Origin of the sequence: Metapseudomonas resinovorans DSM 21078 (assembly GCF_000423545.1) — a bacterium.
Taxonomy (GTDB): Bacteria; Pseudomonadota; Gammaproteobacteria; order Pseudomonadales; family Pseudomonadaceae; genus Metapseudomonas; species Metapseudomonas resinovorans.
The window spans coordinates 287,569-301,803 of record NZ_KE384030.1; the positions used below are offsets into that span (position 1 = coordinate 287,569).

Annotated in this window: 12 protein-coding genes; all 12 read right to left on the reverse strand. The window is 66.9% G+C overall.

Going from position 1 to position 14,235, the window contains the following annotated elements; all coding sequences use genetic code 11:
- The 12 genes from gspG to G559_RS0124785 all read right to left on the reverse strand — a co-directional run bounded on the left by gspG (position 1) and on the right by G559_RS0124785 (position 14,229).
- Complete coding sequence (gspG, locus tag G559_RS0124730) at positions 1 to 435, reverse strand: type II secretion system major pseudopilin GspG (protein ID WP_028630798.1); 435 nt, start codon at positions 433 to 435, stop codon at positions 1 to 3.
- A gap of 15 nt (positions 436 to 450) precedes the next feature.
- Positions 451 to 1,659: a type II secretion system inner membrane protein GspF gene (gspF, locus tag G559_RS0124735; protein ID WP_028630799.1), complete on the reverse strand. Its 1,209-nt coding sequence runs from the start codon at positions 1,657 to 1,659 to the stop codon at positions 451 to 453.
- Between the two features lie 2 nt (positions 1,660 to 1,661).
- On the reverse strand, positions 1,662 to 3,146 hold the full coding sequence (gene gspE / locus G559_RS0124740; RefSeq protein WP_028630800.1) for a type II secretion system ATPase GspE: 1,485 nt from the start codon (positions 3,144 to 3,146) through the stop codon (positions 1,662 to 1,664).
- Positions 3,143 to 5,038 (reverse strand): type II secretion system secretin GspD, encoded by a 1,896-nt coding sequence (gene gspD / locus G559_RS0124745; protein WP_028630801.1) that lies wholly within the window; start codon positions 5,036 to 5,038, stop codon positions 3,143 to 3,145. Before gspD ends, gspE begins: the two co-directional genes overlap by 4 nt.
- A gap of 22 nt (positions 5,039 to 5,060) precedes the next feature.
- Entirely contained in the window at positions 5,061 to 5,543 is a 483-nt protein-coding gene (locus tag G559_RS29325) for a type II secretion system protein N (protein WP_036997871.1), read from the reverse strand.
- Positions 5,544 to 5,548: 5 nt separating this feature from the next.
- Positions 5,549 to 6,064 (reverse strand): cytochrome b, encoded by a 516-nt coding sequence (locus G559_RS0124755; protein WP_028630802.1) that lies wholly within the window; start codon positions 6,062 to 6,064, stop codon positions 5,549 to 5,551.
- Between the two features lie 61 nt (positions 6,065 to 6,125).
- Positions 6,126 to 7,625, reverse strand: a complete 1,500-nt coding sequence (gene gbpA / locus G559_RS0124760) for an N-acetylglucosamine-binding protein GbpA (protein ID WP_028630803.1) — start codon at positions 7,623 to 7,625, stop codon at positions 6,126 to 6,128.
- Positions 7,626 to 7,787: 162 nt separating this feature from the next.
- Complete coding sequence (locus G559_RS29330; RefSeq protein ID WP_051246890.1) at positions 7,788 to 9,995, reverse strand: ATP-binding protein; 2,208 nt, start codon at positions 9,993 to 9,995, stop codon at positions 7,788 to 7,790.
- A 19-nt stretch (positions 9,996 to 10,014) separates the two neighbouring features.
- Positions 10,015 to 10,656, reverse strand: coding sequence for a response regulator transcription factor (locus tag G559_RS0124770; protein ID WP_028630804.1), 642 nt, complete (start codon positions 10,654 to 10,656; stop codon positions 10,015 to 10,017).
- Positions 10,657 to 10,950: 294 nt separating this feature from the next.
- Positions 10,951 to 11,901: an adenosine deaminase gene (locus G559_RS0124775; RefSeq protein WP_028630805.1), complete on the reverse strand. Its 951-nt coding sequence runs from the start codon at positions 11,899 to 11,901 to the stop codon at positions 10,951 to 10,953.
- Between the two features lie 205 nt (positions 11,902 to 12,106).
- Positions 12,107 to 13,069, reverse strand: a complete 963-nt coding sequence (locus tag G559_RS0124780) for a 2-oxoglutarate and iron-dependent oxygenase domain-containing protein (RefSeq protein WP_028630806.1) — start codon at positions 13,067 to 13,069, stop codon at positions 12,107 to 12,109.
- A gap of 77 nt (positions 13,070 to 13,146) precedes the next feature.
- Positions 13,147 to 14,229, reverse strand: coding sequence for a BMP family ABC transporter substrate-binding protein (locus G559_RS0124785; RefSeq protein ID WP_028630807.1), 1,083 nt, complete (start codon positions 14,227 to 14,229; stop codon positions 13,147 to 13,149).
- Positions 14,230 to 14,235 lie beyond the last annotated feature (6 nt).

The following is a 14,235-nucleotide window of genomic DNA, read 5'->3' on the forward strand; positions in this document are numbered from 1 at the left end:
TCAGAGGTCCCAGTTGCCGATGTCGGCGTTAAGCCCGTCGCCGCCCGAACGGCCATCGGCGCCGAAGGAGAACAGGTCGTAGGCGTTGCCGTCGCTGCCGGGGGCGATGTACTGGTAGGCGTTGCCCCAGGGGTCGACGGGCAGGCGCTTGAGGTAGCCGTCGAGGTTCCAGTTGCGCGCCGGCGGGGTGCCGGAGGGGCGGCTCACCAAGGCGTCGAGGCCCTGCTGGGTGCTGGGGTAGACGTGGTTGTCGAGCCGGTAGATATCCAGGGCCATGGCGATGGCCTTGATGTCGCTCTGCGCGGCGGTGACCTTGGCCTGGTCGGGGCGGCTCATGAGTTGCGGGACCACCAGGGCGGCGAGCACCCCGAGGATGACCACCACCACCATGATTTCGATCAGGGTGAAACCCCGTTGTTGCGATTGCGTGGGCATGACTGTGCCTATCTGTCAGGTAACGAGTTGGTTGAGGCTGAGGATGGGCATCAGGATCGCCAGCACGATGAGCAGCACGCTGGCGCCCATGAACACCAGCATGGCCGGCTCGAACAGACCGACCAGCAGGGCGATGCGGTTGGCCAGGTGTGCTTCCTGCTGGCGCGCGGCGCGTTCGAGCATGGCGTCCAGCTCACCGGAGCGTTCGCCGCTGGCGATCATGTAGAGCATCATCGGCGGGAAGTGGCCGCTGCGCTCCAGAGCCCGGGTCAGGCCGCCACCTTCGCGCACGGCACGCGATACGTCTTTCAGACCGGTCCGAATCTGCTGGTTGGCCACCACCTCGGCGGCGATCTCCAGGGCATCCACCAGCGGCACGCCGCTGCGTCCGAGGATCGCCAGGGTGCTGATGAAGCGGCTGCAACTGCCGGCGCGCAGGACCTTGCCCAGGACCGGCAGACGCAATTGCGCCGCATGCCAGCGCAGGCGCGCGGCGGGCCTGTGCAGCATCAGCCGGGACGCGCCGACAAGACCGGCGAGCAGCACCAGCATGATCAGGCCGTAGTCGCGCAAGGCGGCGCTGGCGGCGATCAGGCCACGGGTCAGTGCCGGCAGCTCCTGGCCGCTGTCGATGAACACCTTCACCACGTCCGGCACCACGAAGCCGAGCAGGAAACCGACGATGCCGAAAGCCGCCAGCAGCAGGATGCTCGGGTAGAGCAGTGCCAGTTGGATCTGCTGCCGCGCGGCGTGGCGCGCTTCGGTGTAGTCGGCCAGTTGCAACAGCACCTGGCCCAGGTGCCCGGCGCGCTCGCCAGCGGCCACCGTGGCGCGGTACAGCGCCGGGAACGCGCGGGGGAATTCGGCCATGGCGCGGGCCAGGCCGTGGCCTTCGAGCACGCGCGCGCGAATGGCCAGCAGCATGCCCTGGTGGCTGCGTTTCTCGCATTGGGCCGCCACCGCGGCGAGCACTTCTTCCAGCGGCAGCGCCGCTTGCACCAGGGTGGCGAGCTGGCGGGTGAGCATGGCCAGTTCGGCGGCGCCGAGGCCACGTCGATTGTTGCTGCCCACCGTGCGCAGACTGCCACGGGCCGCGCGCAAGCGCAGCGGTACCAGGTGACGCTCGCGCAGCAATTGGCGGGCCTGGCGTTCGCTGTCGGCCTCCTGCACGCCGCGCAGCTTGCGGCCGGTCTGGTCCATGGCGAGGTATTCGTAGGCGGCCATGCTCAATCCTCGCGGGTTACGCGCAGCAGTTCTTCGAGGCTGGTGACGCCTTCCAGCACCTTGGCGCGGCCATCGGCGAACAGGCTGGCGCCGTGCAGGCGGGCGTGGCGGGCCAGCTCGGCTTCGCCTGCGCCCTGGTGAATCAGTTGGCGCAGGGTTTCGTCCAGCAGCACCAGTTCGTAGATGCCCTGGCGGCCTCGGTAGCCGCTGTGCTGGCAGGCATCGCAGCCCACCGCGTGCCACAGCGCTGGCGGCTTGGCCCGGTCCAGCCCGAGGTGGACGCAGGCAGCGGCGTCGGCCGGGGCCTGCGTCTTGCACGTGGGGCAGAGCACGCGCACCAGTCGCTGGGCCAGCACGCCCAGCAGCGAGGTGCTGAGCAGGAAGGGTTCGACGCCCATGTCCACCAGGCGGGTGACGGCGCCCACGGCGCTGTTGGTGTGCAGGGTGGAGAGCACCAGGTGTCCGGTGAGCGAAGCCTGCACGGCGATCTCGGCGGTTTCGCGGTCGCGGATCTCGCCCACCATCACCACGTCCGGGTCCTGCCGCAGGATGGCGCGCAAACCCCGGGCGAAGGTCATGTCCACCTTGGTGTTGACCTGGGTCTGGCCGATGCCCGGCAGGTGGTACTCCACCGGGTCTTCGATGGTGAGGATGTTGCGGGTCAGGCTGTTGAGGCTGGCCAGCCCGGCGTAGAGCGTGGTGGTCTTGCCCGAGCCGGTGGGGCCGGTGACCAGCAGGATGCCGTGGGGGCGGTGCAGGGCGCCCTCCAGCCGTTCGCGGCTGTCCGCGGCCATGCCCAGGCGGCCGAGGTCCAGGCGCCCGGCCTGCTTGTCCAGCAGGCGCATCACCACCCGCTCGCCATGGGCCGAGGGCAGGGTGGAGACGCGCACGTCCACCTCGTGACCGGCGATGCGTAGGGCGATGCGGCCGTCCTGGGGGATGCGCTTTTCGGCGATGTCCAGCTTGGCCATCACCTTGATCCGCGACACCAGCAGCCCCGCCAGCTCGCGGCGGGGGCGCAGGACTTCGCGCAACAGGCCGTCCACCCGCAAGCGCACCGAAAGGTGCTGCTCGAAGGTTTCCAGGTGGATGTCCGAGGCCTTGGCCTTCACCGCCTCGCCGAGGATGGCGTTGATCAGGCGGATGATCGGCGCGTCGTCCTCCTGCTCCAGCAGGTCGGTGGTCTGCGGCAGTTGTTCGGCGAGGCTGGCGAGGTCGTCCTGGCCGGCGATTTCGGCCCCGAGCCCCTCGGCCACCTGCATGGCGTCATCGCGACCGTCGCGGTAACGCTCGGCCAGACGCTGGGCGAAGTCCTCGGCATCGAGTATCTGGAGGCGTCCGCCGCCAGCGCCGTGCCGGCGCACTTCAGCGAGGATTTCCAGTGGCGTATCCGCCCGGCACACCAGCAGCGGGCCGCCTTCGCCAGGCTCCAGCAGCACGCCGTGGCGCCGGGCATAGCTGAACGGCAGGTTGGTCACGACGGTCACGGACGCGGCTCCTGCTGGCGCATGTCCAGCACCTGATCCTTCTTCGATGCGTCGAACAGGCCGCGGCTGTCCTTGGGCAACAGCAGGCGGTTGTCGCCTCCGTTGGCCGGGCGCAACTGGCGCAGGTCGTTGTACTTGCGCGCGCTGGCCTGGGCGCTTGAGCTGCTGTCGCGCAGCAGGGTCGGGCGCAGGAAGACCATCAGGTTGGTCTTTTCGCTGACTTCGCGGGTACTGCGGAACAGGCGGCCGAGCAGCGGGATGTCGCCCAGCAGCGGCACCTTGCTCACCTGGGTCTTGAGGTTGTCCTTGATCAGGCCGCCAAGCACGATGATCTGCCCGTCGTCGGCAAGGATGGTGCTCTTCACCGCGCGCTTGTTGGTGACCACGTCGCTGGTGCTGACACCGGCCGGGGTGGTGGCCAGTTCGGAGCTTTCCTGCTCCACCTTCAGCCGCAGCGAGGCGCCCTCGTTGATGTGCGGGGTCACCTTGAGGGTGATGCCGACATCCTTGCGCTCGACGGTGGTGAAGGGGTTGCTGGCACCGGCGGTATCGGTGGTGTAGGAACCGGTCTGGAAGGGCACGTTCTGGCCCACGAGGATTTCCGCCGTCTCGTTGTCCAGGGTCAGCAGGCTCGGGGTGGACAGCAGGTTGTTGTTGGCGTTGCTGGACAGCGCGGTGACCAGCGCGCCGAAGTTGCGGCTGCCCAGGCCGATGATGGCGCCCTCCGGGAGGTTCGGCAGCTTGTCCAGATTGGCTTTGGCGAGGGTGCCGATGGCCAGGCCCGTACCGGGGAAGTTGCTGGCGCCGAACCCGTGCTCCCCGCTTCCGGCCCACTGCACGCCGAGGGCGTCGCTGATATCGCCGCTGACTTCGACGATGGCCGCTTCGACCAGCACCTGGGCGCGCGGCCGGTCGAGTTCGCCAATCACCTTGTCGAGCATGGCCAACTGGGCCGGCTCGGCCATCAGCACCAGGGCGTTCTGGCTCTTGTCGGCGCTGACCAGCACGCTGCCGGCGGCGCTGCCGCCCTCGTTGCCGCGGCCATTGTCCAGGTGCTTGCCGATGCCATTGAGCAGTTCTTCCAGTTGCTTGGCGTCGCTATGGTGCAGGCGCACGACGCGGGCGCTGTCGTTGGCGCTGCCCGGCACGTCGAGGGAGCGGGCCAGCTCGGCCATGCGCTGGCGCGCCTGGGACGGGCCGATGAGGATCACCCGGTTGCTGCGGGCGTCGCCGACGGCCTTGGTGTTGCTCGGGCCGTTGCCGTTCTGGGTGACGCTGTCGGTCAGGGTCTTGGCAACGTCGACGGCCCAGGCGTGCTTGAGTTCGAGGGTGCTGAAGGCCGGATTGCCGGCGCCGTCCAGCTCGCGCACCACCTGGCGGATGCGTGCGACATTGCTGGCGCTGTCGGTCACCACCAGGGCGTTGGAACTGGCCGAGGGCGCCACATAGGCGTCCGGCGCCACCAGCGGGCGCACCACGGCGGCCACTTCGCTGGAGGTGGCGTTGTGCAGCGTCAGGACTTCGGTGACGAACTCGTCGCCGGCCGTGTCACTGGCACGGGTCTTGGCGTCGGCGACGGGAACGATCAGCACCCGGTCGCCTTGGTCGAGGGCGGCGAAGCCCTGGCTGCGCAGCACGGTGAGGAACAGCGAGTAGATGCCGTCCTGGTCCATGGCCGTGGAGGATTGCACCGTCACGCGGCCGCTCATGTTCGGGTCGAGCACCATGGTTTTGCCGGTGATGTCGCCCACCTCGCTGACCAGGTCGCGCAGTTCCGCATCCTTCATGTTCAGGGTCCACTGGCGTTCGGCGCCCTTGGCGGCCAGCGTCGGCAGCGGGGAGAGCAGGGTGCCGAGCATCAGCAGGGCGCCCGTGAGTCGGGTCAGGTTCATGGCGTTGTCTCTACCGGGTTGGTCAGGGCGCGGTGCGTGGCGCCAGCAGGCGTTCGCGGGAGTGGGGAAAGGACAGGCGCTGCTCGTGGCCGCCCGCCTGGATCACCACGTGGTCGGGGTGTACGGCCTTTAGCCGGGCACCACCGGGCAGGCGATCGCCGAGGCGGTAAAAGGCGCTGCCCTCGGGCGACTGGATCAGCGCGCGGGAGAGCACCGCGCGGCCCTCGCTGAGGCTGGCCAGCAGGGTCAGGTCGACGGCGTGCGAGCTGGCTTCCAGCGGTGTGGCCGACAGGGCGCCGAAGAGTTCGGCGATGGCACGCTTGTCCAGTGGATGGTGGACCGGGGCTGACTCGGCGATCGACGCGGTCGTCTGGGCCGGTGGTGTATCCAGCGCTTGCCAGTCGTGCCAGCCCTGCAGGCCGAGCCAGCCCAGCCAGGTGCCCAGGGCGGCGAGGCCGAGGGGAATCAGGCCGCGCTGCAGCGAAGGGAAGAGGTTGCGCAGCATGGCGATCACAGGGCCATGCGCCGCAGCACACCGTGCCCGCGCATCTGATGCACGGCCACGGCGGCGACGTGGCCGATCACCAGCAGGGCCAGGGCGATGCAGCTGTAGCGGTGGATTTCGTCGAAGAATTCGATCAGCACCGGCTCGCTGAGGGGCTGCGGCAGCACCAGCAGGTCGAACACGCTGATGGGGCGATCCATCATCAACACGCCAGTCAGCAGCACCACGGCCATGGTCACGTAGAGCGCCAGGTGGCCGGCCTGTGCCAGCAGGTGGGCGCTGCGGCTCTCATGGGTGGGGCCATGGGGCGCCGGGTGGGCCAGGACGTAATACAGGCGCAGGGCGAAAAGCGGGATCAGCAGCGCGGTCAGCGAGACGTTGATGAAGGCGATGGCGTTCTCGACGGATTCGGGCAGGTGCGTCAGCGAGTTGAAAAAGCCAGTGGCGGTGGCCCAGATGATCACCGCGGCGAAGCACCAGTGCAGCAGCCGGCGTGGCTTGGAGTAGCGTTCGGAGGTCATGTCGGTTCCCGGGCGGGAGCGTGGCGCCGGGGCGCCACGCTCGTTCAGGTGGCGGGAGGGGTTACTTGCGGATCCAGGCCTGCGACCAGAACTGGCCTACGCCGGGCTCGAAGTGGTTGGCGCCGGTGCTCCACTGCGGGCAGTAGCTGCCGTAGGGGAACGGCTTGCACTCGTAGATGTTGCCGTCCTTGGCCAGGACGCGGACGCCGGCACGGTAGCTCTTCACGCCATCGGGGAAGACGTAGTCGTACTTGGCGTTACCGCCGCCATTGCCGCTTTCATCCTTGAGGGTGAAGTGGTGGGTCTTCTGCAGCAGCTCGCCCTTCTCCGGCTTGGCCAGCACCACCAGGTCGTATTCACCGGCCTGGACGTTCTTCAGCGGCAGGCTGAAGTGCGGCATGTTGTTGCCGGCCTCGCCTTGCTGGTAGGCGATGCTCTCGCCCTTGGCGTTGAACACGGTCGCGTCGATGGTGTACTTGCCGCCCTGGGCGATGGCGTTGAAGTGCAGCTCGGCGGAGCCGTTCTTCAGGGTGTAGCTGTCCTTGAGGCTGGAGAGGCTGAGCGCGGCCGGAATGCTCGGCTGTTCCTTCTGGATCTCCACGCGGACCACGTCACTGCCGGCCTTGGTGTAGATGTTGTTGGTGCCGTAGTTCGGTACCACTTTGCCGTCGGCGTTCAGCTGGCCCATCAGGTAGCCGGCGTTGGCCTGGTTGGCCTTCTGCGCCAGCAGGTAGGGCCAGGTATTGGCCTGGGCCTGCTGGGCGTTGTCGATGCGCAGCAGGGTCTGGCGGTTGGCCTGCTCGCCGGCCTTGGTGAAGACGCGGGTCGTCACCTTGTCGCCGATGCTCAGGGCTTCCGGCTGGACGGCGCCGATGGTGGTCCATTCGCTCGGCGGCGCGCCCTTGTTATCGATGTTGACGTCGATGGCCTGGTAGAAGGTGGCCGCGGTGTCACCGATCTTCCAGGTGGCCAAAACCACGTGGTAGCCGCTGCGGTCGGATGGGATGTTCACCTTGTGCGTGGTGCGGGTGCCGGACGACGGCCGCGCGCCATTGGCGTTCTCGTGCAGCAGGGGCTTGGACTCGAAGGACTCGCGGGTCAGCGGCTGGTTCGGGTTCCAGTCCTTCTTGGTGATGTAGAACTGGTAGTAGGCCGTGGCATGGCCGGCGGTATAGCGCCAGGTGAAGTCGTTGATGCCCGGCTTGATGGTGGTCTTCTGCCAGCGGGTCGCCGACTGCTCGTTCAGCTTGGCGAAACCCTTGATGCCGCCAGAGGGGATGGTGCCGTCGGCCGGGCCGCATTTGGTGAAATCGTCCGCGCAGTAGCGGCCCTTGTAGTGGTGGCCGACGCTCGGCGAGTACTCGATGCTTTGCGGTTCCCAGGCTGCGGAGCCGCAGTCCTTGTTCAGGCTGCCACCGGACGCGGCGCACATGTAGGCACGGGATTTCGGGCTATCGACGTAGCCGTGGGCGGAAGCCTGCTGGGCACCGAGTGCAGCCAGGCCGAGAGCGGCTGCCAGCGGCAGCATGCGCGCTGCCAGGGGGCGAGTGGAATGGTTCATCGAATTACCTTTTATAGCGTTGGAAATGTCCATTGGGGTGCCCGGCTTTTCCGGCCGACGGGGGATGGGGGACACCGACGGCGTGGGGCGTTCCGGGCCAGTGCAGAGTGACGGGTCAGCTCGAGTGGCCCCATGGGACGAGTCCGAAAGCGTGGTGCTCGCTCAGGAATGAGGGCGCCACGGGCTGGCTCCAGCCAGCCGTTCCTCGACGTGCCGCAACAGTGTTTCGAGGCTCGCCACGACCTCGGCCTGTTGTCGGCGAAGGTCGTTGGCGCCTCGCGCCAGGGCTGGGGAAAGGCCGTGGCAGGCCCGCATGAGACCCGGCGCATCGATGGTGCAGGCGAGGCCGGCCAGGCGGTGCGCCACCTGGCCGACGGCTTCAGGGTCGTCCGCCGGCAACGGTGACTGCAGGCGTTGGCGCTCCTGGGTGAGGCTGGCACGAAGCTCGGTGAGCAACCGGTCGAGCAGGGCCGGGTCGATGCCCTGCAGGCCCTCGAGGTGGGACAGGTCGAAACCCTGGCCGGCGCTTGCGGTCGCCGGGACCGGGGCGATCGTCGGCAGCGCACCGCCAAGGGCACCGCGCAGGCGGGCGAGGGTCACGGGCTTGATCATCAGTTCGTCCATGCCGGCCTCCCGGCAACGCGACTCCTCCCCGCTCAGGGCGCTGGCGGTGTAGCCGATGATCCGTATCGGCGCGACGCCTTGCGCGCTCTCGCGGGCACGCACTGCCCGGGTCAGCGCATAGCCGTCCATGCCGGGCATGTTGCAGTCGCTGATGAGGACGTCGAAGGGGCGTTCCGCCCAGGCGCGCAGCGCCGACTCCGCGTCGCTGACGAAGGTCCCGCGGTGACCGAGGCTGGCCAGTTGTTGCTGGAGGACCAGGCCGTTGGTGGAAACATCGTCGACGATCAGCACCTCGAGCCCTGTCAGGTCCCCGGCAACCGTTGCGACAGGCGCCGACTTCACGCTGTCATCGGCCGGGGTCCACGCCAGAGGCAGCTCGACGTGCACCCGGCAGCCCTGGCCAAGTTCGCTTTCCAGCCAGATGCGCCCGCCCATGAGACTGGTCAGGTGACGGCAGATGCTCAGGCCCAGCCCCGAACCGCCGTACTCGTTGGATACCTCGGTGTGCGCCTGCCGATAGGCGTCGAAGATGCGCGGCTGGAATTCCACCGGGATGCCGATGCCGCTGTCGCTGACCTCGATTCGCAGCAGGCATTTGCCTGTCGACTGTTCGAGCGCTGCGGCTTGCAGGGTCACGTGGCCCTGGTGAGTGAACCGCACGGCGTTGCCGAGCAGGTTGTGCAGCACCTGGCGCAGGCGCAGCGGGTCCAGCAGGTAGTGCCGGGCGGCTGGGAGCGCGCACTGAAAACTCAGGTCCAGGCCCTTTTCCCGCGCCTGGGCGGCGAACAGGTCGAGGCTGCCCCTGAGCAGCGCGTCGAGGTCGGTGGGCTGTGGCGCCAGTTGCATCTGTCCGGACTCGATCTTGTCCAGGTCGAGGATGTTGCCGATCAGGTCGATCATCGAGTGGGCCGACTGCTGGGCGATGCGCAGGTTTTCAGTGGGCGCTGCGCGGGTGGTGGTCTCCAGCTCCAGCAGTCCTACCAGGGCGTTGAGCGGGGTGCGCAGCTCATGACTCATGGTGGCGAGGAACCGGCTCTTGACCGCGCTGGCCTTGACGGCGGCCTGCTGCGCCTCGCGCAAGCGGTCTTCCAGGTGCTTGCGGTCGCTGATGTCGATCCAACCGCCGAGCAGGCCCTGAAGAGTGCCCCTGGCGCTGTAGAAGGGCACCAGCCAGTGATAGACGTGGAAGGTACGTCCGGCGCTTTCGATGCGGCAGTCGAAGTAGCGCGGCTGGCGATGCAACAGCAGTTGGCGGTACTCCGCCGCCAGCAGCTCCACCAGCTCGGGCGGGGCATCGGGCAGTTGCTGGACACGGGTGCCGCGCAGTTCCTCCAGGGAGCTACCGAAGAAGTTCTCGTAGGCGCGGTTGCAGGTCGTCAGCCGTCCTTCCAGGTCGCGGACATAGAGCGGCGTCGGCAGGCCGTTGAGCAGGGAGAACTGGAAGGCCAACTGGTCGCACAACTGGTCCTGTGCCGCGCGGCGTTCGCTCACCTGGCCCTGCAGGCGCCAGTTCCACAGCAGTGATGGCACCACGATCCAGGCCACCAGCAGAAAGGCGTGCCAGAACGGGTGCGACGGCGGGGCGTCCTCGTCGTCGAGGGCCGTCATCGCCTCGGCCGGGTCCATCGGCAGGTGAGTTGCGTCGTAGGACGGCACGGCGTCGTTGGCCTGGGTGATGGCCGGAATCGGCAGCAGGCAGGCGCAGCAAAGCGCCAGGCGCACCAGGAGCCTGTGGCGGTTGGGCATGGTGGTCTCCGGCGGGGCGTCAGGCGAGCCCGTGTTCCTGGATATAGAGGAACAGGGCGGCGTTGGTATCCAGGCCGAGCTTGCGCATGGCGCTGGTCTTCTGGGCGCTGATGGTCTGCTTGGAGCGCACCAGGCGTGCGGCGATCTCCCCCACACTGAGGCCGGCGCCATAGAGGCGCAGCACCTCCACCTCGCGGGGAGACAGTTGCTCAGGTACTGCCAGGGCTTTGCCGTGTTCGGCCTCGCTGACGTCCAGCAGGTGTTGCAGGGCGGGGGAGAGGAAGGGCGCGCTGGAGCGGCTGCGGATGGCGCGTGGCAGGTCATTGAGCAATCCGCGCTTGCTCACCAGCCCCTGCACGCCCTGGCGCAGCACCGAGGTGATCAGCGCCGGGTTGTTGAGCATGGTGACGACAATGATCTTCAGCGCCGGGTAGTGCCGCCGGAGTCGCTGGATCAGGTGCAGGCCGTCGACCTGGCCGCTCTCCGGCATCATCAGGTCGGTCACCAGCAGGTCGCAGGGCTGGCGATCAAGCTGCTCGAACAGGCTGTCGACACAGTGAGCCTCGCCCACCACCTTGAGGTTGTCGCAGGTGCTGAGCAGGGCGCGCATGCCGATCAACGTGATGGGGTGGTCATCGACAATGACGATTCGGGTTGGCATGTAGGGGGAGCCTCGGTATCCATCGAGTTTTTGGTCTTGTGGCGAAGACTGCGCGGGCGGTCTCGCAAGGCGATGGGAGGCATCTTAAGGGGCGCCGGAAGCGGGTCTGGCGGGGCGTCCATCCCGGACTACCCGGCTCTAGGAAATTTCCTACAACTCGCTCGCCGATGGCATGGGTGGCGCACTCATTGGTGAAGAAAGAGGAGGGTGGACAGCGGATGTGCTGCCCACCAGGTGAAGCCCGTCATGACGTCGAAGGTGGATGGCAAGGGCGCCATCCACCCTGCCTGGCGATCACTTCACCAGGCGCGCATCCAGGCTGTTCTGCGCCAGGCGCCTGGCCTGGTCCTGGGTCATGCCCAGGTGCTCGTGCAGGGCGGCGAAGTTTTCCGTGACATAGCCGCCGAAGTAGGCCGGGTCGTCGGAGTTCACCGTCACCTTCACGCCGCGCTCCAGCATCTCGAGGATGTTGTGCTGGCGCATGTGCTCGAACACGCAGAGCTTGATGTTGGACAGCGGGCAGACGGTGAGCGGGATCTGTTCGTCGATGATGCGCTGCATCAGGCGCTCGTCCTCGATGGCACGCACGCCGTGGTCGATACGCTCGATCTTGAGCAGGTCCAGCGCTTCCCAGATGTACTCCGGCGGGCCTTCTTCGCCGGCATGGGCGACGGTGAGGAAGCCTTCGCCACGGGCACGGTCGAACACGCGCTGGAACTTGCTCGGCGGATGGCCTTTCTCCGAGCTGTCCAGGCCCACGGCGATGAAGGCATCGCGGAAGGGCAGGGCCTGGTCGAGGGTTTTCTGGGCTTCTTCCTCGGACAGGTGGCGCAGGAAGCTGAGGATCAGCCCGGAGCTGATGCCCAGTTGCTCGCGGCCGTCTTCCAGGGCCTGACGAATGCCGGTCAGCACCACCTCGAAGGGAATGCCCCGGTCGGTGTGGGTCTGCGGGTCGAAGAACGGCTCGGTGTGGATCACGTTCTGCGCCTTGCAGCGTTCCAGGTAGGCCCAGGTCAGGTCGTAGAAATCCTGCTCGGTGCGCAGCACATCGGCACCGGCGTAATAGAGGTCGAGGAATTCCTGCAGGTTATTGAAGGCGTACGCCTTGCGCAGGGTTTCCACATCGGCCCAGGGCAGCGCCACCTTGTTGCGTTCGGCCAGGGCGAACAGCAGTTCAGGCTCCAGGGAGCCCTCCAGGTGCAGGTGCAACTCAGCCTTGGGCAGGGCATTCAGCCAGTCGTACATGGTGGTTTCTCGTTTTCAGGCTAGACCGCCGGAAAGTTTAACCGGCTGGATGGGAATGTGCTGAGCCAGCGCCTTGTGGGGGCGATTTCAATCGCCAGGTCTGCGTTAGTTGTTGCGAGAGATTGACCATCGGGCAAGGCATCTGCTTGCAACACGTCATGCAGACAGAGCGATTTCAATCGCCAATGAAATCGCCCCTACAGGGTTATGCGATTTCCTCGCGGCGATAGGCGTAGGTATCGGCAAAACGCGAAAGCAGATAGTCGGCGCTGGTCACCGGTGGGTATTTGGGCGGGTTGGCTGCGCTGGAGCAGTTCGGCAGGCAGCTGATTTCGGTGTCCGGGTGCGGCTCGGCGAAGAAGGGCATGGAGTAGCGATCCACCCCCAGCGGGCTGATCACCCGGTGCGGCGTGGACGTGTAACGGTCGTTGCTCCAGCGCGCCATCATGTCGCCGAGGTTGACCACGAAGCTGCCCTCGATCGGCGGCGCGTCGATCCATTCGCCTTTCAGGTTGCGCACCTGCAAGCCGCCAGCCTCGTCCTGGTAGAGCAGGGTGATGCAGCCGTAGTCGGTGTGGGCACCGGCGCCTTGCTGCTCGGCGGAGCTGGCGGTGTGGCGCGGCGGGTAATGGATCATGCGGAACACGCTGATCGGCTCATGGAAGCGCTTGTCGAAGAAGTCCGGCTCGATATCGAGCGCCATGGCAATGGCCCGCAGCAGGGTCTGCGCCAGGGCCTGCATGTCCTGGTAGTGATGCTCCAGCAGCGCTTCCCAACCGGGCAGCTGCGGGTGGCGATTGGGGCCGCGCAGCGGCTTTTCCGCCAGCACCTCGGGGTGGTCGGCGGCCATGTGGAAGCCCATGTCGAAGGTTTCCTTGAGGTCGCTGGGCTTGCTCGGGTCCAGTTGTTCGGTGGCGATGGCGCCGTAGCCACGGTGGTGGCGGGTCTGGGTGATGTCGATCTTCAGCTTCTCGGCATCCGGCAGGGCGAAGAAGGCCTTGGCGGCGTCCAGCAGGCTCTTGATTCGCACCGGGCTGATGGCGTGCCCGGTGATGTAGAAGAAGCCCCATTCGCGGCAGGCAGCATCTATCTGCGCGGCCACCTCGCGCCAGGCGTCTGGCTCGTCGGCGTAGAGCGGGGCGATGTCGATGATCGGGAGCTGGTTCATCGGGTGATCCTTGGATTCCTCGTGGGGCGCTGGCTCTTTCCCCAACCCTCTCCCGAGAGGAGAGGGTTGGCGGAAGGTTACTTCGGCAGTTCCGCCTTGATGCCTTCTACGTAGTAGTTCATCGAGGCCAGGTCGGCATTGGTGGCCACCACGCCGTCAGCCAGTTTCACCGCGCCGGACTGGTCCTTGATCGGGCCGGTGAAGGGGTGGAATTCACCGCTCTTGATGCTGGCAATCAGCTTCTCGGCTTCGGCCTTCGCATCGGCCGGCACCAGGTCGCTGATGGGCAGCTCGATGGTTTCTTCACTCAGGCCGCCCCAGAAGTCCTGTGGCTTCCAGTTGCCGTCCATCACGCCCTGGGTGGCCTGGATGTAGTGCGGGCCCCAGTTGTTGACGATGGAGGTGAGCACGGCTTTCGGCCCGAAGTGGGCCATGTCCGAGGCGTAGCCCACCGAGTACGCGCCGCGACGTTCGGCGGCCTGGATCGGTGCCGGGCTGTCGGTGTGCTGGAAGATCACGTCCACGCCCTGGTCGATCAGCGCGTTGGCCGCGTCGGATTCCTTGCCCGGGTCGAACCAGGTGTTGACCCACACCACCTTGATCTCCGCCTGCGGGTCGTACTTGTTCAGCGCCAGTTGGATGGCATTGATGTCGCGGATCACCTCGGGAATGGGGAAGGAGGCGATGTAGCCGATCTTGTGGGTCTTGGTCATCTTCGCCGCCAGGTAACCGCCGACATAGCGGCCTTCATAGGAGCGCGACAGGTAGGTGCCGAGGTTCTTGTCCTGCTTGTAGCCGGTGGCGTGCTCGAAGGTGACCTTGGGGAACTGCTTGGCCACTTTGGCGGTGGGGTTCATGTAGCCGAAGGAGGTGGTGAACACCAGGTCATAGCCCCCCTTGGCCATGTTGCGGATCACCCGCTCGGCGTCGGCGCCTTCGGCCACGTTCTCGACGAAACTGGTCTGCACCTTGTCGCCGAACCTGGCTTCCAGCGCCTTGCGGCCCTGCTCGTGCTGGTAGGTCCAGCCGTGGTCGCCGATGGGGCCGACATAGACGAAGCCCACCTTCAGCGGGTCGGCGGCGCTGGCGGAAAGGATGCTGCTGAAGCCGATGGCGGCCGCCAGGGTACGCAGCACGTTCTTTTTGATGTTCTTGTGCATCACGGG